Source organism: Neobacillus sp. 19, from assembly GCF_049463095.1.
In the GTDB taxonomy this organism is placed as follows: Bacteria; Bacillota; Bacilli; order Bacillales; family Cytobacillaceae; genus Neobacillus.
This window is the reverse complement of sequence record NZ_JBMPZU010000058.1, coordinates 12,232-29,300: the sequence shown is the minus strand read 5'-3', so window position 1 is coordinate 29,300 and position 17,069 is coordinate 12,232. Positions and strand designations below refer to the sequence as shown.

The following is a 17,069-nucleotide window of genomic DNA, read 5'->3' as shown; positions in this document are numbered from 1 at the left end:
TTTAATGGAAAGAGAAACGACAGAACAAACGATGCAATCAACCGTCCCGTTGCAAATGGAAAATATTTTAAATGTAAAGAATTTAGAGATATTTTATGGCGAGAAACGAGCTGTGAATGGGATTTCAATGGATATTGGAAAAAATTCCGTTACGGCCCTTATTGGACCGTCTGGCTGTGGAAAGTCTACATTTTTAAGAAGTATTAATCGAATGAATGACCTGATTCCTGGTGCAAGGGCACAAGGAGAAATTATTTATGAAGACCTAAATATTTTGTCTGAACAAATAAATGTAGTGGCATTGCGTAAAGAAATTGGCATGGTATTTCAAAAGCCTAATCCTTTTCCAAAATCAATTTACGAAAATATTACCCACGCACTTAAATTTGCGGGTATTAAAAATAAAAGCACACTCAATCAAATTGTCGAAGAAAGCTTAAAAAAAGCAGCATTGTGGGATGAGGTAAAGGACAGGCTCCATAAGTCCGCGCTTTCACTTTCAGGTGGACAGCAGCAGCGTCTTTGCATTGCCAGGACGATTGCGATGAAGCCGACGGTAATGCTCCTTGATGAACCATCATCGGCATTGGACCCAATTTCCAATGCGAAGGTGGAAGAGCTGATTGTTGAATTGAAAAAGGATTATTCCATCATAATTGTCACCCATAATATGCAGCAGGCTTCCCGTATATCGGATAAAACGGCCTTCTTTTTAAACGGTGATTTAATTGAATATGATGCGACTGGAAAAATCTTCACCAATCCTTCTGTTAAGAAGACGGAAGAATATATCTCCGGAAGGTTTGGATAAGGGGGAAACGGTATGGTTACTGCAACATTGACAAGACAAGTATTTGATGTCAATAAGTTAAATTTATGGTATGGAGATCATCATGCATTAAAGGATATTAATTTTCCAATTAATAAAAAAGAAGTAACGGCTATTATCGGTCCATCCGGGTGTGGAAAGTCTACATTTATTAAAACACTGAATTTGATGATTAACATGGTTCCTAATGTTAAGATGACTGGTGAAATTAACTTAAACGGGAAAAATATTTTAGACGATAAAGTTGATCTTGTCGATCTAAGAAAGCATGTTGGTATGGTTTTTCAGAAGGGAAACCCATTCCCCCAATCAATTTATGATAATGTTGCATACGGTCCAAGAGTCCATGGAATCAAAAAGAAAAAGCATCTTGATGAACTTGTCATCAAATCGCTAATGGATGTTGCTTTATGGGAAGAAGTTAAGGATCGATTGAATGCACCAGCACTAGGATTATCGGGCGGACAGCAGCAACGGTTATGTATTGCAAGAGCCCTTGCGACAAAACCAGATGTATTGTTAATGGATGAGCCCACATCTGCCTTGGATCCGATTTCTACTTTGAAAATTGAAGAATTAATTTTAGAGTTAAAAGAAAAATATACTATTGTCATTGTCACTCATAACATGCAGCAGGCCTCACGGGTTTCGGATAAGACGGCTTTCTTTTTAATGGGTGAACTAATCGAACTTGATTCAACATCAACTATTTTTTCAAATCCCCATGATTCACGTACAGAGGGTTATATTACTGGAAGATTCGGATGAAGAGGTGGCATAAATGAGTGCAAGAGCAAATTTTGATCATAATTTAAAAGAGTTAAAAGAAATGCTTTTAACAATGGCCCATAAATCGGAAATAGCAATTAAAGAGGCAATGCTTTCACTTTTAAATCAGGACATGGATAAGGCGAAGAAGGTTATTGACGGCGATAATGAAATCGATGATTTGGAAGATGAAATTAACGATAAGGCATTATTATTAATTGCTATGGAATCGCCGGTTGCAACTGACCTTCGGAAAATTAGTGTAGCATTAAAGGTTTCATCTGAAGTGGAGAGGCTGGCCGACATAGCGGTAAATATTGCTAAATCTGCTCAGCATATCGGGAATGAACAACATTTTAAAGAAATCATCGATATACCCAAAATGATGGAGATTGCCTTAGAAATGGTTTCTGAATCCATTACTGCCTATTATTCCGAAGATATTGAACTGGCTAAAAAATGTGCGAAAAAAGATGATGAAGTGGATAAAATGTTTGGAGAGTTGGTACATGAGCTATTAAGCTATATCCCGCAAAATCCAAACTCAACGAATCAGATTATTCAGTTAGCATTTGTATGCAGGTTTATTGAAAGGATCGCAGATCATTCAACAAATATTGCTGAGAACGTGATTTATCTTGCAACCGGAAAACGAATCAATTTGAATGCTTAAATAGTTAAAAAGATGAAGCTAACACCATTAGTTTCATCTTTTTTTTATTTTAAATAGTGTCGAAAAACAGGATGTGATCACAATTGATTGATGTTGATTCGTGTAGAAAGACGCATTTAACTTTAAAATATTAAAAATTTCCCACTCTCCATCTCGCTTCTTGTATGGACTGGCAGAAAACGACAAATTGTGTTTATTGTCTGCTTCCCTCTCTAATGATACGATTAAATTATCAATAAATATGAATAATTTGGATTCTTCGTGCATATATTGAGTGTTTGCAGAATGGAGGAAAGACATGATTGAGGAAATGATCAAACTTAGAGGGGATGGATTGTTGCATCAAACAAACGCCTCAGCAAAATTTTTGCCACTAAAGGGAGAACTACAAGCAAAGCTTGTTGCCCCACGGAAAATAATTCTCTTTTGGGATGTTTCTGAATTACCGAAAAGGATTATTAATTTATTTTTTGATCAAAAGTTCGAGGGTTTTGTCCAGGTTGTTAGGATTTATGATGTTACAAACATACTCTTCAATGGAAAGAATGCGCATTATTACCACGAGTTACCCGTCTCCTATAACAGCGGACATTGGTTTATAAAAGGTTTGGTGGAAAATCGCAGCTATATTGCTGAAATTGGGATATATATATCCGGGAAGGATTATTTTCCGCTTTACCGCTCTGGTTGTATTCATACTCCGACACCTGAAATGCCAAACGGAAATGTACCGCAGCAGGATTTTCTGCATTTTAAGAAGTATGAAGAAGAAGAGACTCCAAAATGGATGGAACAGGTAAGTACATACAGCTATTACCTGGAATCGAACAAATTGGAGGAGAATAATGACTAATAAAACTTTTGAGCAAAAAGATTTAGAATGTAAATCACAACAAAAGCGACCATTAAATATATTGATGCTTTGCTGGGAATTTCCTCCTAATATCGTCGGCGGTCTCTCTAGACACGTATTCGGATTATCCACTCATTTGGCTGACCAGGGGCACAATGTCTATTGTTTAACTGCAGGAAATAGTAAGCTTCCATCTTTTGAGAGAATGAGTGGTGTAAATGTCTATCGAGTGCGCCCAATAAATGAACAGGATGATCAGTTCCTTTCCTGGATTGCCGGTCTAAATTTAGCAATGGCAATCCAGGCTGAACAGCTGTCAGAAGATATCCAATTTAATCTGCTGCATGCACACGATTGGCTAGTTGGTGCAGCATCTATTGCACTAAAAGAGTCACTGAGAGTCCCTTTATTAACGACTATTCATGCCACCGAGCATGGAAGGAATAATGGTATCCATACCGAAATACAGCAGTTTATTCATGATAAAGAACAACAATTAATATCTGACTCTGATCAAATTATTGTTTGCAGTGATTATATGAAAAATGAGCTTATGTCCATTTTTCATGCTAAAGATGATGAGATTGCCATCATTGCAAATGGGATTGATAATTTGAATGTGGAACAAAATTTCAAGCCGTGCTTTCCTGAAATAACGCAGAAAAAATATATTTTTTCGATTGGAAGAATTGTTAGGGAAAAAGGTTTTGAAACAATTCTTGAGGCGGCAGCATTAGCCAAAGAGATGGAAATGAACTGTTTTTTCGTTGTTGCGGGTAAGGGACCCATGCTTGAAACCTATAAACAGCAAATTAGGGAGAAAAAATTAGACAAATATGTAGCTTTTATTGGATATATTACTGACGAACAAAGAAATGCTCTCATTAATGGCAGTGAAATAACGGTCATTCCAAGTTTATATGAACCATTTGGCATTGTTGCACTGGAAACAATGATGCTTGGGAAACCAACTATTGTTTCCAATACAGGCGGTATGAAGGGGATTGTGAAGCATTTACAAACAGGGATGCTGATGGTTCCAGGGGATGCCAAAAGCTTACTGGAACAAGTCCATTTCCTCATGAATAATCCTGAAAAAGCGGAAGAAATCGGTGAAAAGGGAAGACAAATTGTTAAAAGCATGTACAGCTGGAAACGAATCGCATTTGAAACCATCAGAGTGATGGAAGATACTCTATTAAACACACGCGTGAATGAAAATGTGCAAAATGTAACACCGACTAACAAATCATATGTAAAAAAGGTGTAATGGATGATGAATCTAACGGAACGACAAAAAAACCAACCGTCTACTGAAAACCACTCGCCGCTTGATATACTCCAATTTGTTCCCGGTATATGGGTAAATGGCAACTGCCATTGGCTGCAAAATACCATGGAAAAGGTTATTTACGATGAAGAATTAATTATGAAAGTAAAGCAGGAACAAATCCACTCCAAAATTCGTTTTTCAAGTGTATATGTCAGTAATCACAGCGATCAGATGAAAGAGATAAAAATTTTAGCGATGCACCATTTTCTAAATGTTGGACAAGACCATTTAACATTTGTTTCGCCAGCAGATAATCACATCTTTCATCATGCAAATAAAAAGGCTTTTCTAATTAACGCAAATTACAATCAATCAGGCATGAAAGAATACACGTCCATGCCGCTGTGGACCGCTTATACCGATCAAATCTGGGGTTCGATTCAGAAGGGGATCTTAAAATATCAGCCAATGGCCAAAGGACCTGCGGCCAGTATCTTTGCCATGAAGATGTCCGTTGCACCACACGAAACCAATAAAATGACCACTTGGACGATAACTGGTTCAAGCAAAAGTGAATTAATATTAATGGAAAAAGCTCTTAAGAAAAACACTAGCATTTCCCTTTGAAAAGTGATATTATAGAAAAGTCGTATGCACGAACTAGCTTATTCGTTTGGAGGGAAATTGACATGCGTGTAAATATTACGTTAGCTTGCACTGAGTGTGGAGATCGTAACTATATTTCAACAAAAAATAAACGTAACAACCCAGACCGTCTTGAGCTTAAGAAATATTGCCCAAGAGACAAAAAATCAACAGCACACCGTGAAACAAAATAAGCAGTAGGGCTTCCTGCTGCTTTTTTTGTTGTTTATTGATAGGAGGAAGAAGAATACATATGATTGATAAAAATTCTGTCCGTAATCAGGTAAAGGAATCCCTCGCACAGCTATCCAAACCCCTCTATGAAGATTATTCCTATAAAATTGCAGGCAGGCTTTTTGAAGACGAAGACTTTCAAAAAGCAAAGGTAATCGGGATTACTGTTTCGAAACGGCCTGAAGTAGATACATACCAAATTATCCGTAAATCTTGGGAACTGGGAAAACAAGTGGCAGTGCCGAAATGTCATCCGAAAGAAAAAAGATTGTCTTTTAGAATATTTTCTGAATTTTCGCAGCTTGAATCTGTTTTTTATGGATTACTCGAGCCGATTGAGGCGTTGACGACAGAAGTAACCTCTGAACAGATTGAATTATTAATTGTTCCTGGCTTGGCATATACAGTGGAAGGGTATCGCCTAGGTTTCGGAGGCGGTTACTATGATCGATATTTAACAAATTACTCCGGTAAAACCCTATCACTTGCTTTTCGTGAACAAATTATCCCATACTTCCCGGTAGCAACACATGATATTCCTGTCTCGAAAATAATCACTGCCAATGAGACAATCAAAATTGTATGATGACTAGTTTACTGACTGCTTCCGGGGCTTTTACTGCGATATTAGTAGGGCTGGCTGTCTATATAGGTTTTGGTATTAATGGAATCGTAGTAATCTGTACTTTCTTTGTTACATCAAGCTTTTGGTCAAAATATAAAAGTTCAGTAAAAAAACCTATGGAAGAAAAGCTGGCAAACGGATCAGCAAGAAATTGGCGTCAAGTGATGGCCAACGGCGGAGGAGCCGGATTTTTTAGCATAATGTATTTTTTACAGCCTGATCAAATTTGGCTTATTGGGTTTATTGTTTGTCTTGCGAGTGCGAATTCGGATACTTGGGCATCAGAAATCGGCAGTTTAAGTAGAAAAAAACCGATTTACATACGAACAATGAAGCGTGTTGATAATGGAACATCAGGAGCCATCAGCTTATTAGGGAGTGCTGCTGCACTTTCAGGGTCATTACTTATTTCGGTGCTAAGTTTTTTGCTATTTGATTTAAACATTATTTTAACTTTCCTAGTTTTTTTCTTTGGTTTTATTGGTAATGTCATTGATACTCTCATAGGTGCCTTTTACCAACAGGTATATGTTTGTCAGCGTTGCGGATTGGAGACGGAAAAAAAGAAGCATTGTCTGCTGCCAACAACTAGAATAAAAGGATTTACATTAGTGGATAATGATATGGTGAATTTTCTTTCAGGATTCCTTGCAGCTATGTTAGCGATTTTGCTAATGATTGTTTCATAATAAAAATATTTCTACTGGAGGATGAGTAATGTTAAAACGTGTGAATAGGGTTGCTCTTATTGGAACAGGATTTGTTGGTTCCAGTTATGCATTTGCGCTTTTAAATCAAGGAATTACCGAAGAGCTTGTCTTAATTGACCTCAATAAAGACAAGGCTGAAGGAGATGCAATGGATTTAAATCATGGACTTCCCTTCGCTCCATCACGGACAAAAATTTGGTATGGTGATTATAGTGAATGCGCTGAGGCTGATTTAGTGGTTATTACAGCAGGTGCAAATCAAAAACCTGGTGAAACACGGCTCGATTTAGTTGAAAAAAATACGAGGATTTTTAAAGGTGTTGTAGAAGAAATTATGTCCTCTGGATTTGATGGGATTTTCCTAGTAGCTACTAATCCCGTAGATATTCTAACTTATGCTGTTTGGAAGTTTTCCGGTCTTCCAAAAGAACGGGTAATTGGGTCTGGAACCATTCTAGATACAGCACGGTTCCGCTTTTTGCTTGGAGAATATTTTGATGTAGACACCCGGAATGTTCACGCCTATATTATTGGGGAACACGGTGATACAGAGCTTCCAGTATGGAGTCATGCAGATATTGCAGGTACCTCTATTTCTGAGTGGACTAAAAATAAAGATGGATTTAATCATCAAGATCTCGATAAGATCTTTTTAAATGTCCGTGATGCTGCCTACCACATTATTCAACGAAAGGGCGCTACCCATTATGGAATTGCTATGGGACTAGTTAGATTGACCAAGGCAATTCTCGAAAATGAAAACTCTGTTTTAACTGTATCAGCTTATTTGGATGGCGAATATGGACAAAGCGATATCTACATTGGTGTACCGGCGATCGTTAACCGAAAGGGAATTCGGCAAATAGTAGAATTGGATTTAAATGATGAGGAAAATGCAAAATTCACAAATTCTGTTAGGGTATTAAAGAAAACAATGGAACCTGTATTTAATAATATTTAAATGGAACAGACATGATTATTGGAATCCGCGCTTTTTATGGATAAAATAACTGGATCTATCACAGAATAATAGCAGGAGGGATTTATGATGTCTCGAATGTTAACATCTATTTTTATGATTGGATCGATTGGTTATTTTGTTTTCCGTTACCGCTACCGACTAATAAATCTGTTGCTTGGCTCAAGCTGGATGCGCCGGCTTACTGTAGGTTCGATTATGAGCTTTCCCGGTGTGAAAAATAAAATGATGCAATCGGTATTTGGAAGACCATCTGAATGGTGAAAACCACAGATGGTTTTTTACATTTTACAGAGTTTATGAAATATCCACAATTCAAGTGGTTTCAGTAATGTAAAAGGGCTTCCATCGTTTATAATAAAAGCATAGCGGCAAAAATAAACTACATATGAATAAGCTGATTGTCATGATGGATAACTTCGGAGTGGCATTTTGTAAAGAAAGTAGGGGAGAAATGAATAATAAAGAAAGTTACATCTTTTGGAGGCTGGCCTATTCTTTCATCTCTGATCATGGGTATCGAATCATTCAATTATTTGAAAATCAAAAAGAACTATGGCTTGAAAGGTTAGAAAACAAGCAGGCTCCTATTATTCGCATGCTGCTCCATGATTTAGACTGGAGTAATGCGATGCAGAGAGACATTGAATATACTGCTTCCAATGGGGAAAGAATCCGCAAGCAAATTGGCCGGTCTGAGTTAAATGTAATGAATATTTACGTCAGCCAATTCCCGCCTGTTGATGAATATGAATATCGGATATCAAAACCATTTGTATATCCGGAAGGTAATAAAACGTCTGTAAGCACGATCCTGTTAACAAAAGGTGAATATGATACTGGATTTGAGCGGATTTCCGAAAGGCTTGGGGCGGCGAGTACCCTGACCTTTCATGAAAATTATTCAGAAGAAGATGTAGAGACCATAAAGAAAGCAGCATTGGAATATGCAATAAAAAAGGTGAAAACGGAAAAGTCCCTTCTTTCTAATGGAAAACCCTTCTTTACTTATGTATTTATAGCCATACAGTTAGCTGTCTTTTTCTGGCTTGAACTGCATGGCGGGAGTACAAATACATCCACTCTGATTAAATATGGGGCAAAGGTAAACCAATTGATTGAAGAGGGAGAATGGTGGAGATTTATTACACCTGTTTTTTTGCACATTGGCTTTTTGCATTTGGTGATGAATACAATGGCATTGTATTTTCTAGGAACGACAGTCGAAAAAATGTTTGGTAATGTGCGTTTCCTATTTATTTATTTGTTTTCGGGTATCACAGGTTTTATTGCTAGTTTTATTTTTAATTCCACCTTATCGGCAGGGGCAAGCGGTGCTATATTCGGCTGTTTTGGTGCGTTATTGTATTTTGGGGCCATCTATCCAAAATTATTTTTCCGGACCATGGGAATGAATTTGATTATTGTCCTAGGCATAAACCTTGTGTTTGGGTTTACGGCATCAGGAATTGATAATGCTGGCCACTTAGGGGGTCTGGCAGGGGGATTCCTAGCAGCCGGCGTTGTCCACTTTCCGAAGAAGAAAAGGTTTTTAGGGCAATTGGTGTTTCTGATTGCCTCGGGAGCGATTGTATGGGGGGCATTAACCTACGGATTTAACACATCCGCTCAATCGGTTGATGAAAATGCCAACCTGCTAATGGCGCAAGAATATATAAAACAGGATAAATATGATCAGGCTTACAGTGTTTTAAAGAAATCCGAAGAGGAAGCAGGCAACCTGACCGAAAAAACATATTTTCTTTTATCATTTGTAGAAATAAAGAAGGGTATGCTTACTGAGGCAAAGGAACATTTACAAAAAGCTATTGAACTTGACCCTGCATTTCATGAAGCCTATTTTAATCTGGCACTCATTAATCTGGAGCAAAATAACGTTGAACAGGCGAAGGTAAATGCCGAAAAGGCGGCAAAATTAGAACCAAATCAAAAGCAATACTCCGAATTAGTCCGTGAAATTAATCAACATATTCAATCCACTGGCGGAGGAGGATAGATTTTTCGGGTAGCATGCGGTAAAATGATGCATGCGTTATCCTTTTTCTTGTGATGTGAATTAAATCAAACTCTCCATTAAAATTAGGGGGAGGAGTAGAGAAAAATGAAAACAATTTATGAGATTCAACAATTCTTAAAGCAGTTTGGAACGATTATTTATGTAGGTGATCGTGTCGGCAATCTTGAACTGATGGAATCAGAATTAAAGGAACTTTATCAGGCGCAATTGATTGAAACAAGGGAATTTCAAACAGCACTTTTAATCCTAAGGCATGAAATCCAAATGCAAAAAGAAAAAAGTAAACAGAGATAGGTGAATGACGTGGCAGAACAATGGTTAGCCAGTGTTGATCTTGGCGGAACAACTACTAAAATAGCTTTTATTACGATGGATGGAGAAATTGTTCATAAATGGGAAATTCCAACCGATAATTCCAATGAAGGCCGAAATATTACGATCAATATTGCTCAGGCACTCTCGGAACAACTTGATGAGCTTGGTGAGACACATGACAAGCTGGCAGGAATCGGGATGGGTGCCCCTGGACCGGTGGACTATGAAACTGGAATTATTTTAAATGTGGTTAATTTAGGCTGGCAGGATAATTATCCGCTTAAAGACAGTCTTGAAGCCGCAACTTCTCTCCCGGCGGTGATTGAAAATGATGCAAACTGTGCGGCATTGGGCGAGATGTGGAAGGGCGCCGGCAACGGTGCCAGGGATCTTGTTTGTGTCACATTAGGAACTGGTGTGGGCGGCGGCGTGATTGCAAATGGAAATATTGTTCAAGGGATAAACGGTGCAGCAGGCGAAATAGGTCATATTACAGCCATTCCCTTCGGAGGAGCCTCTTGTAATTGCGGAAGGACAGGCTGCCTGGAAACAATTGCTTCAGCAACGGGAATTGTCCGGTTAGCAATGGCAGAACTTACTAAAAATGAATTATTAGGTGAATTGAGCGAGCTGTTTACGAAGAATGGAAAAATCACTGCTAAGGATGTATTTGATTCCGCCAGAAATGGTGATCTAGTATCCAAAAAAGTATTAGGTGAGGTATCCTTCCATTTAGGATTTGTTTTAGCGAGTATAGCCAATACATTAAATCCGGAAAAAATCGTATTAGGCGGCGGTGTCTCGAAAGCAGGATCCATTTTATTAGAAGCCGTCAATGAAAATTTTGCAAAATTTACCTTTTCAGCCGTAAGGGATTCAACAAAACTAGCATTAGCTACTTTAGGAAATGATGCGGGTGTGTTAGGAGCTGCCTGGCTTATTAAAAATAAATTAAATCAATAATCCTTTTTAAAGAAAAGCCCGCATAAAGCGGGTTTTTATCATTTTTTCCTTAATCCCTCATATGATTCTTTATGATGGGAGGAGATGGAAATGGAGATTATTGTACGCTCTGAAGATACACTGTCCTATTTCGGCAATTTATTCATGGTGCCCGTTCATTTGATTATAGATTCTAACCCAAAAGTAGATCCAGATAACCTAAGACCAGGAGAGAAAATTCAAGTGCCAGGTTATATTTCTGTTCCATATACAATAAAAGAGGGGAATACCTTCTGGAAAATAGCCGACGAAAAAAATCTAGCGGTTGATTCACTTTTACTACTTAATCAAACTAAGGATGCTGATCATTTATTAGTGGGTGAGACCATTTTTTTGCCTGAAAAAATAAATTCTCCATTTACAGAGACTAACTTTCCGAGTGATTATAAAAGACTGGTTAAAATAATTAATAATCTAAAAAGAGTTTATCCATTTATTGCAGTAAACACAATTGGCAGGAGTGTTATTGGTCATCCAATTCATGAAATCAGGATTGGAAAGGGGGCTAAAAAAATACATATGAATGCCTCCTTCCATGCAAATGAATGGATAACAACGATGGTTCTAATGAGCTTGGTTAACCAATACTTACTATCTTTAACAAATGGGACATTGATGAAAGGCATTACAGTCAATAACCTGTATAAAGAGGTCGAGTTATCGATCGTTCCGATGGTCAATCCTGATGGGGTAGACCTTGTTTTAAATGGTCCGCCTTCCAATTATAGAGATTCTGTAATAGATATAAATGAAGACAGCGATGATTTTATCCATTGGAAGGCGAATATTAATGGAATTGACTTGAATAATCAATTTCCGGCTAATTGGGATATTTGCAAGGAGTATAAAAAGGTCAACGCACCTGCACCAAGGGACTTCCCTGGGCACGCACCGTTAACTGAGCCTGAGGCAGCTGCTATGGCTCAATTAGCAGAAGACCAGCTATTTGATTGTGTCCTCGCCTTCCATACCCAAGGAGAAGAATTTTATTGGGGCTACGAAGGGTTTGAACCTAAGGAATCCGAGCATCTTGCGAAGGAATTTGAACGAGAAAGCGGATATCAGGCGATTCGCTATGTAAACAGCCATGCGGGATTTAAGGATTGGTTTATTCAAGAATTTAAGCGTCCGGGTTTTACACTTGAGTTGGGCAAAGGGATTAATCCGCTGCCACTTTCACAATTTCCCCGGATACTTAAAAGTGCAGAAGCGATCTTTATTGCAGCTATTACCATTCAATAGTGGACCTTTCACTTGTAATATCGTTAGGTACTGATTACAATTAGATATCATTAGTGTATGGATTGTGATTAAAGCTGATCTTCTCCGGCTTTTTTTCTATTTTTTTAATATGTTTGAAAATATTGAAACATTTTTGTTAAAAAAACGTACTAACATTTGAAGGTATTTGGGGGAGGGATTTCAATAAATTGTATCAGCTAAAACGTATTAAACGAATTTTCATTATACTAATGTTATTTGTATTGACCCTCCTATTTGTTGCCTGCACGAATAAGGGGCAGCCTAACCATACAATACCAGCTAAAAATGAAAGGCCTAAAGAACCTGCTGCCGCTCTTGGACAACAATGGAAATTGCCTATCTCCATTCCAAATGGCGAAGGTGAATTTTACAAAATCGCCGGCTGGCTTTCTGATAGTGAAATAGTTTATATTACCAACCTTGAACAAACTTCAGACGTATTTCGTTACAATCTATTATCAGGTAAAAGTGAATTAATCTTAAAGAGCGAGAATCCCATAGTTACTGTACAAATTAGTCCCTCGCGCAACAATCTTTTGGTCCATTCCTCACCGTCCTCTTATGAAGGAATCGTCACCATAATTAATCTTAATGGAACCGAATTATGGAAGAAGTCGTTTCCATCCTATGAACTAGTGTTTGAATGGAATCCCTATAATGAGTCTGAGGTTTTTGTTTCAAAATTTGATGAGGATTGGAGTTTCCAACTATTTTTACTTAACATGAAAAACAATAACCTTACCGATATTACCTTACCACAGCCATTTGTAAAATGGATAAATGAAAAAGAGGTTGCCTTTTTAGATTGGGATGAAGATAATCCATCATTATTTGCCCCGCTTACCGTTAAAGAACTAGAAAATGGCTTTGAAAAAACGGTGTTCCCGTCGGCCACCCAGTTTTCAGCTTTTCGAAATCTGCTGATGACGATCTCAGTTAACGAGCAAGATCAGACACTGGCTGACTATTCATTTTTTGATAAAAAAATGAAAAAACTAGATACATTTTCAATCCCGCAATTAACAAAGTTTTCTGATTGGCTAATTCCTTATTATGATTTCAATCAAGAGAAGGAAGAATTTATTACCTTTAAACCCTTGCGTAGTGGTGATTTTGATTCCTATTCAGACGGTTTTCAGCTGGAAACCCATAACTTTAGGAAAGGAAACAGCAAATTGATTATGGAGGGATTGGAAAATAAACCAATCTACTTTTCACCAGCTGGTGATGCTCTGCTGTATGGCTACCAGTTTGAACAAATAATCGATTTAAAAGCGAAAAAGATATATGATTTACAGGAGCAATAAAAAAAGACTGTCAAATCGACAGTCTTTTTTTTAATGTGTTCCAGTAGGATAACCTGAATTTAAAACGGTCATGACTGTAAACCAGCCGAAAACCAAAAATGATGCTACACCCCAAAATGCGCCTAAGAAGTTTTTGTTCTTTAATGCGCTGAATCCGCCAATTGCAGCTAGAATCGTTACAAGCGCAAAAATGATAACTAATCCCATGATTAAACCCCCTTTTAGTATAATCAGGCTAAAAGCCTAACATCTTCGAAAAAATTATGTAACTATATTATATACATTCGACTCTTATTTTATAGTTTTTTCTCGCATTTGTCGAGGGCAAAAATACAGGAATGTAAGAGCTTTGATTTCTTTATTCTATTGTTTACTGTAAAATAATAATTATCATTGTATTGGAGGAACTTTATTATGAAATGGCAGCAAATTCCCTTAGGGGCATTGCAAACAAATTGTTATATAGTTGAAAATCCCGACCGGAAATGTTTAATTTTTGACCCGGGCGGGGAAGGAAAAAAGCTGATTCATTTGTTGAACGAAAGAAAATTACAGCCGGTTGCGATTGTTTTAACACATGCGCATTTTGATCATATCGGTGCAGTAAATGTGATAAGAGATACATATAAAATTCCAGTTTATCTTCACAAACTAGAAGAAAAATGGCTGGGGGATCCCGCATTAAATGGTTCCCAGTTGTTTATGCATGTTGAACCTATTCGCGTAAATTCTGCTGATCATATTATTACCAAAGAAGGTACAATGAAAATCGCTGATTTTGAGTTTGCTGTTTTTCATACACCGGGACATTCGCCCGGCAGTATCTCTTGTTATTTCGAAAAGGAGGGGTTTGTTATCTCTGGTGATGCCCTATTTCAGGGCAGTATTGGCCGCACAGACCTGCCAGGAGGGAATCATGATCAGCTATTAAAAAGTATTCACGACAAGCTGTTAACCATGCCAGAAGAGACCTATGTATTGTCAGGTCATGGACCTGTTACGACGATTGGTGAGGAAATGGATCACAACCCGTTTTTGAATGGCTTTTAAAGACAAATAGAAAAACCCTTCTCACCGATGAGAAGGGTCTTTCTGGGGGATGTTCTTATTTCATATAATGGGAGGGGATATTGTTAAGCTACTACCCTTACAATATAATAAAGTTAACACTATGTCAATAGTGTTAAATAAAAAGGAGTTGCCATGAATACATATTTACAAACGTTAATTTCAAATTCAGAAGCGGGGTTCATTTCTTATGCTGACTATATTGAGGCGGCACTCTACCATCCGGAATTTGGTTATTATATGAGGGACAAACAGAAAATCGGGAAGAAAGGAGATTTTATTACAACTAGTAATATTTCTGATGTATATGGCAGGCTGGCAGCAAAGTGGTTTTCCAGTATTTGTGTAAAAACGAATCTGCCGCCAGTATTTTGTGAAATAGGAGCAGGTAATGGCCGCTTTGCAAAAGCTTTTTTGCAGGAATGGAACGAATCGATAAAAGCCCCTTTACAATATTTCATTGTGGAAGGCAGTCCATATCATCGGAACCTACAAAATGAATTACTACCATCCGATTTTTCTATTGTACAAGTGGTAAGTCTGAACGAGATAGGGCCATTCGAAGGGATGGTTTTTTCAAACGAACTTTTTGATGCCCTCCCTGTCCATGTGATAGAAAAAAATAATGGGCAGCTATTCGAGATAATGGTAGGGGTCCAAGAAGAGAAATTGTACGAGCAGAAAATCCCATTAACCAATCCTGAAATTCATTCTTTTTTAAAGGAAAGTAAAATAGAATTAAAAGAAAATCAGCGGATTGAAATTCCATTAGCAATGGAGAAAATGGTGAAAGAGATTTCAGCTGTTCTAATTAAAGGTATGGTTGTGACAGCTGATTATGGTTACACAAACGAGGAATGGATGGACCCAAGAAGGATACAGGGAAGTCTAAGAGGGTATCTTCAACACCAGATGATAGATAATGTCTTACAGAATCCTGGAGAAATGGATATCACCACACATATCCATTTTGATTCTCTCATTCAAAAAGGCGAGCTGTTTGAATTGCAATTGGTAACAAAGTTAAGGCAAGATGAATTTTTATTAAAAGTAGGGATTCTCAACGAATTAGAAGACCATTATGACCCAAATCCATTTTCCGAGGTGAGTAAACGGAATCGGGCAATTCGCAGTTTAATCATGCCTTCAGGGATGAGTTCTTATTTTCATGTAATTGTTCAACAGAAAGGGCTGCAATTAAGTGAAAACGACGTGTTTTCTGAATGAAAAGAAAAAAAGCCGGAGCTAATACTCCAGCTTTTTTCTCAATGTCCTCCGCCAAGCGGCATCATGAACGTAGTCCAATATGTGAAGCCTGCGAAGAAAACTGTTAAATATGCTCCGAACACCCATAAATACATACGCTCGGAAAGTTTAAGATAGCTCAACAGAACGAAGAATCCTGTTTGGGCTAAAAATAACATCGCTGTTTTATCCATATCACCTAGATAAAACATAACGGTAAAAATGCCCGTCCAGAAACCACAAACTCTGAACATGCGATCCATATGTATCCCTCCTTTTACCCCATCGATACCATCATTACAATATTATAATGTAAAAGGAGGTGTAATGTAAATAATGGTTTCGAATTAGTTTGTTACAAGTGCTTGATATGAGCAAGTATCACAGCCGGAAATCATGTTTTCTTTTTCAATTAATTCAACGGTATTGAAAAGTGCTCCAAACATCCCTTTCAGGAATTCATGGTGCATACTGCACACTGTTTCGGTATGTTCTTCTGCCACTTCTTTAAAGGGGCAGTTGAAAATTTGGAAATAGATTTTTGTTTGATCACCGTTTGCTTCAAATTCCGGGTAAAAACCTGCTAAAGTTGAGGCACTTTTTAATATTGTTAGCTTTTGATCAAATGTTAATTCCTCTCCGAGCGATTTTTTGACCATTTCTTGTTCAATAATTTCTGTACCAAATCGTTTTCCGGTTAAGAAAAGGGCTTCCTTCCCAACGTCCCCAAGAGAAATCATCGTTTGAATGGCTACTTTGGAAAGAAGCATATAGTCACGGTATGGGAAATGAAGCTGAATGACATCGTCTGATAAACGATACAAACGGCTTGGCCTGCCGCCTTTCCCTGTTTTCTTAGTCTCAGATGCTAACATGTTCACATCTTCTAGCTTTGATAAGTGCAGTCTTGCAACGTTTGGATGAATATTAAAATTTTCTGCCACCTCTTGAACAGTAACTTCTTGATGTCGCTTTGTAATGTATTGATAAATGTAGTAACGTGTTGGATCTGATAAAACGTTTGTTATTTTTAATGTTTGTTCCATCTCTGTTCACCTCTGACCCCCATAATTTATTCCATTATAATACAGCAATTATAACAAGGGAATGAAGTTAACAAGTTTAACACTATATGTTTAGAAAATGTTCACAATTACTGTCTATATATTGTAACAATCATAAATAAATGTTGTATATTTTAGGAAAATTGTAGTTTGTCAATAGTGTATGTTTAGGAAAAAA

General features: G+C 37.6%; 21 protein-coding genes. 18 read left to right on the top strand and 3 right to left on the bottom strand.

The window, feature by feature from the left end; all coding sequences use genetic code 11:
* Positions 1–31 precede the first annotated feature (31 nt).
* From pstB (ACO1D1_RS17855) to ACO1D1_RS17780, 16 genes are all read left to right on the top strand, one after another.
* Complete coding sequence (pstB, locus tag ACO1D1_RS17855) at positions 32–811, top strand: phosphate ABC transporter ATP-binding protein PstB (RefSeq protein WP_411675500.1); 780 nt, start codon at positions 32–34, stop codon at positions 809–811.
* A gap of 12 nt (positions 812–823) precedes the next feature.
* A complete protein-coding gene (pstB, locus tag ACO1D1_RS17850) occupies positions 824–1,597 on the top strand; it encodes a phosphate ABC transporter ATP-binding protein PstB (RefSeq protein WP_149870991.1) in 774 nt (257 codons plus the stop codon).
* A 13-nt stretch (positions 1,598–1,610) separates the two neighbouring features.
* On the top strand, positions 1,611–2,270 hold the full coding sequence (gene phoU, locus ACO1D1_RS17845; protein ID WP_423336612.1) for a phosphate signaling complex protein PhoU: 660 nt from the start codon (positions 1,611–1,613) through the stop codon (positions 2,268–2,270).
* Positions 2,271–2,568: 298 nt separating this feature from the next.
* Positions 2,569–3,123: a DUF4912 domain-containing protein gene (locus ACO1D1_RS17840; protein ID WP_423336611.1), complete on the top strand. Its 555-nt coding sequence runs from the start codon at positions 2,569–2,571 to the stop codon at positions 3,121–3,123.
* Positions 3,116–4,393, top strand: a complete 1,278-nt coding sequence (locus ACO1D1_RS17835; protein ID WP_423336610.1) for a glycosyltransferase family 4 protein — start codon at positions 3,116–3,118, stop codon at positions 4,391–4,393. The genes ACO1D1_RS17840 and ACO1D1_RS17835 overlap by 8 nt, the downstream gene beginning before the upstream one ends.
* Before the next feature lie 3 nt (positions 4,394–4,396).
* The gene (locus tag ACO1D1_RS17830; protein ID WP_423336609.1) at positions 4,397–5,023 is read left to right on the top strand and encodes a hypothetical protein; all 627 of its coding nucleotides are present in this window, start codon (positions 4,397–4,399) and stop codon (positions 5,021–5,023) included.
* Between the two features lie 62 nt (positions 5,024–5,085).
* Complete coding sequence (rpmG, locus tag ACO1D1_RS17825) at positions 5,086–5,235, top strand: 50S ribosomal protein L33 (protein ID WP_149870986.1); 150 nt, start codon at positions 5,086–5,088, stop codon at positions 5,233–5,235.
* Positions 5,236–5,294: 59 nt separating this feature from the next.
* A complete protein-coding gene (locus tag ACO1D1_RS17820) occupies positions 5,295–5,861 on the top strand; it encodes a 5-formyltetrahydrofolate cyclo-ligase (RefSeq protein ID WP_423336608.1) in 567 nt (188 codons plus the stop codon).
* Positions 5,858–6,589 (top strand): DUF92 domain-containing protein, encoded by a 732-nt coding sequence (locus tag ACO1D1_RS17815; protein WP_423336607.1) that lies wholly within the window; start codon positions 5,858–5,860, stop codon positions 6,587–6,589. Before ACO1D1_RS17820 ends, ACO1D1_RS17815 begins: the two co-directional genes overlap by 4 nt.
* Before the next feature lie 28 nt (positions 6,590–6,617).
* On the top strand, positions 6,618–7,571 hold the full coding sequence (locus ACO1D1_RS17810; protein WP_423336606.1) for an L-lactate dehydrogenase: 954 nt from the start codon (positions 6,618–6,620) through the stop codon (positions 7,569–7,571).
* 84 nt (positions 7,572–7,655) lie between these two features.
* Positions 7,656–7,853 (top strand): hypothetical protein, encoded by a 198-nt coding sequence (locus ACO1D1_RS17805; RefSeq protein WP_423336605.1) that lies wholly within the window; start codon positions 7,656–7,658, stop codon positions 7,851–7,853.
* A gap of 124 nt (positions 7,854–7,977) precedes the next feature.
* Positions 7,978–9,606, top strand: a complete 1,629-nt coding sequence (locus tag ACO1D1_RS17800; protein WP_423336604.1) for a rhomboid family intramembrane serine protease — start codon at positions 7,978–7,980, stop codon at positions 9,604–9,606.
* Positions 9,607–9,711: 105 nt separating this feature from the next.
* Entirely contained in the window at positions 9,712–9,921 is a 210-nt protein-coding gene (locus ACO1D1_RS17795) for a YqgQ family protein (protein ID WP_149870981.1), read from the top strand.
* 9 nt (positions 9,922–9,930) lie between these two features.
* Positions 9,931–10,905: an ROK family glucokinase gene (locus ACO1D1_RS17790; protein ID WP_423336603.1), complete on the top strand. Its 975-nt coding sequence runs from the start codon at positions 9,931–9,933 to the stop codon at positions 10,903–10,905.
* A 90-nt stretch (positions 10,906–10,995) separates the two neighbouring features.
* Positions 10,996–12,186, top strand: coding sequence for a M14 family metallopeptidase (locus tag ACO1D1_RS17785; RefSeq protein WP_423336602.1), 1,191 nt, complete (start codon positions 10,996–10,998; stop codon positions 12,184–12,186).
* A gap of 188 nt (positions 12,187–12,374) precedes the next feature.
* A complete protein-coding gene (locus ACO1D1_RS17780) occupies positions 12,375–13,514 on the top strand; it encodes a hypothetical protein (protein ID WP_190284675.1) in 1,140 nt (379 codons plus the stop codon).
* Between the two features lie 30 nt (positions 13,515–13,544).
* Here the strand turns inward: ACO1D1_RS17780 and ACO1D1_RS17775 are convergent, their stop codons facing one another.
* Positions 13,545–13,721 (bottom strand): DUF2759 domain-containing protein, encoded by a 177-nt coding sequence (locus ACO1D1_RS17775; RefSeq protein ID WP_149870977.1) that lies wholly within the window; start codon positions 13,719–13,721, stop codon positions 13,545–13,547.
* 207 nt (positions 13,722–13,928) lie between these two features.
* Between ACO1D1_RS17775 and ACO1D1_RS17770 the strand changes: the two genes are divergently transcribed.
* Both ACO1D1_RS17770 and ACO1D1_RS17765 read left to right on the top strand, forming a co-directional pair.
* Positions 13,929–14,564 carry an MBL fold metallo-hydrolase gene (locus ACO1D1_RS17770; RefSeq protein ID WP_149870976.1) on the top strand — a complete coding sequence of 212 codons (636 nt, stop codon included), beginning with the start codon at positions 13,929–13,931 and terminating at the stop codon, positions 14,562–14,564.
* Between the two features lie 153 nt (positions 14,565–14,717).
* The gene (locus ACO1D1_RS17765) at positions 14,718–15,809 is read left to right on the top strand and encodes a class I SAM-dependent methyltransferase (RefSeq protein ID WP_149870975.1); all 1,092 of its coding nucleotides are present in this window, start codon (positions 14,718–14,720) and stop codon (positions 15,807–15,809) included.
* Positions 15,810–15,847: 38 nt separating this feature from the next.
* Here the strand turns inward: ACO1D1_RS17765 and ACO1D1_RS17760 are convergent, their stop codons facing one another.
* Both ACO1D1_RS17760 and ACO1D1_RS17755 read right to left on the bottom strand, forming a co-directional pair.
* Positions 15,848–16,090 carry a DUF2626 domain-containing protein gene (locus ACO1D1_RS17760; protein WP_007086339.1) on the bottom strand — a complete coding sequence of 81 codons (243 nt, stop codon included), beginning with the start codon at positions 16,088–16,090 and terminating at the stop codon, positions 15,848–15,850.
* Between the two features lie 84 nt (positions 16,091–16,174).
* Positions 16,175–16,873 (bottom strand): helix-turn-helix transcriptional regulator, encoded by a 699-nt coding sequence (locus ACO1D1_RS17755; RefSeq protein ID WP_149870974.1) that lies wholly within the window; start codon positions 16,871–16,873, stop codon positions 16,175–16,177.
* Positions 16,874–17,069: the final 196 nt, after the last annotated feature.

What these genes read in the sequence shown, in the direction of transcription:
- ACO1D1_RS17820 (WP_423336608.1), top strand. Translation starts at nt 5,295, where the DNA reads ATGATTGATAAAAATTCTGTCCGTAATCAGGTAAAGGAATCCCTCGCA.
- ACO1D1_RS17830 (WP_423336609.1), top strand. Translation starts at nt 4,397, where the DNA reads ATGATGAATCTAACGGAACGACAAAAAAACCAACCGTCTACTGAAAAC.
- ACO1D1_RS17800 (WP_423336604.1), top strand. Translation starts at nt 7,978, where the DNA reads ATGAATAAGCTGATTGTCATGATGGATAACTTCGGAGTGGCATTTTGT.
- ACO1D1_RS17785 (WP_423336602.1), top strand. Translation starts at nt 10,996, where the DNA reads ATGGAGATTATTGTACGCTCTGAAGATACACTGTCCTATTTCGGCAAT.
- ACO1D1_RS17815 (WP_423336607.1), top strand. Translation starts at nt 5,858, where the DNA reads ATGATGACTAGTTTACTGACTGCTTCCGGGGCTTTTACTGCGATATTA.
- ACO1D1_RS17805 (WP_423336605.1), top strand. Translation starts at nt 7,656, where the DNA reads ATGATGTCTCGAATGTTAACATCTATTTTTATGATTGGATCGATTGGT.
- ACO1D1_RS17835 (WP_423336610.1), top strand. Translation starts at nt 3,116, where the DNA reads ATGACTAATAAAACTTTTGAGCAAAAAGATTTAGAATGTAAATCACAA.
- ACO1D1_RS17760 (WP_007086339.1), bottom strand. Translation starts at nt 16,090, where the DNA reads ATGGATCGCATGTTCAGAGTTTGTGGTTTCTGGACGGGCATTTTTACC.
- pstB (WP_411675500.1), top strand. Translation starts at nt 32, where the DNA reads ATGCAATCAACCGTCCCGTTGCAAATGGAAAATATTTTAAATGTAAAG.
- ACO1D1_RS17755 (WP_149870974.1), bottom strand. Translation starts at nt 16,873, where the DNA reads ATGGAACAAACATTAAAAATAACAAACGTTTTATCAGATCCAACACGT.
- ACO1D1_RS17840 (WP_423336611.1), top strand. Translation starts at nt 2,569, where the DNA reads ATGATTGAGGAAATGATCAAACTTAGAGGGGATGGATTGTTGCATCAA.
- ACO1D1_RS17770 (WP_149870976.1), top strand. Translation starts at nt 13,929, where the DNA reads ATGAAATGGCAGCAAATTCCCTTAGGGGCATTGCAAACAAATTGTTAT.
- ACO1D1_RS17795 (WP_149870981.1), top strand. Translation starts at nt 9,712, where the DNA reads ATGAAAACAATTTATGAGATTCAACAATTCTTAAAGCAGTTTGGAACG.
- pstB (WP_149870991.1), top strand. Translation starts at nt 824, where the DNA reads ATGGTTACTGCAACATTGACAAGACAAGTATTTGATGTCAATAAGTTA.
- ACO1D1_RS17810 (WP_423336606.1), top strand. Translation starts at nt 6,618, where the DNA reads ATGTTAAAACGTGTGAATAGGGTTGCTCTTATTGGAACAGGATTTGTT.
- ACO1D1_RS17775 (WP_149870977.1), bottom strand. Translation starts at nt 13,721, where the DNA reads ATGGGATTAGTTATCATTTTTGCGCTTGTAACGATTCTAGCTGCAATT.
- phoU (WP_423336612.1), top strand. Translation starts at nt 1,611, where the DNA reads ATGAGTGCAAGAGCAAATTTTGATCATAATTTAAAAGAGTTAAAAGAA.
- ACO1D1_RS17765 (WP_149870975.1), top strand. Translation starts at nt 14,718, where the DNA reads ATGAATACATATTTACAAACGTTAATTTCAAATTCAGAAGCGGGGTTC.
- rpmG (WP_149870986.1), top strand. Translation starts at nt 5,086, where the DNA reads ATGCGTGTAAATATTACGTTAGCTTGCACTGAGTGTGGAGATCGTAAC.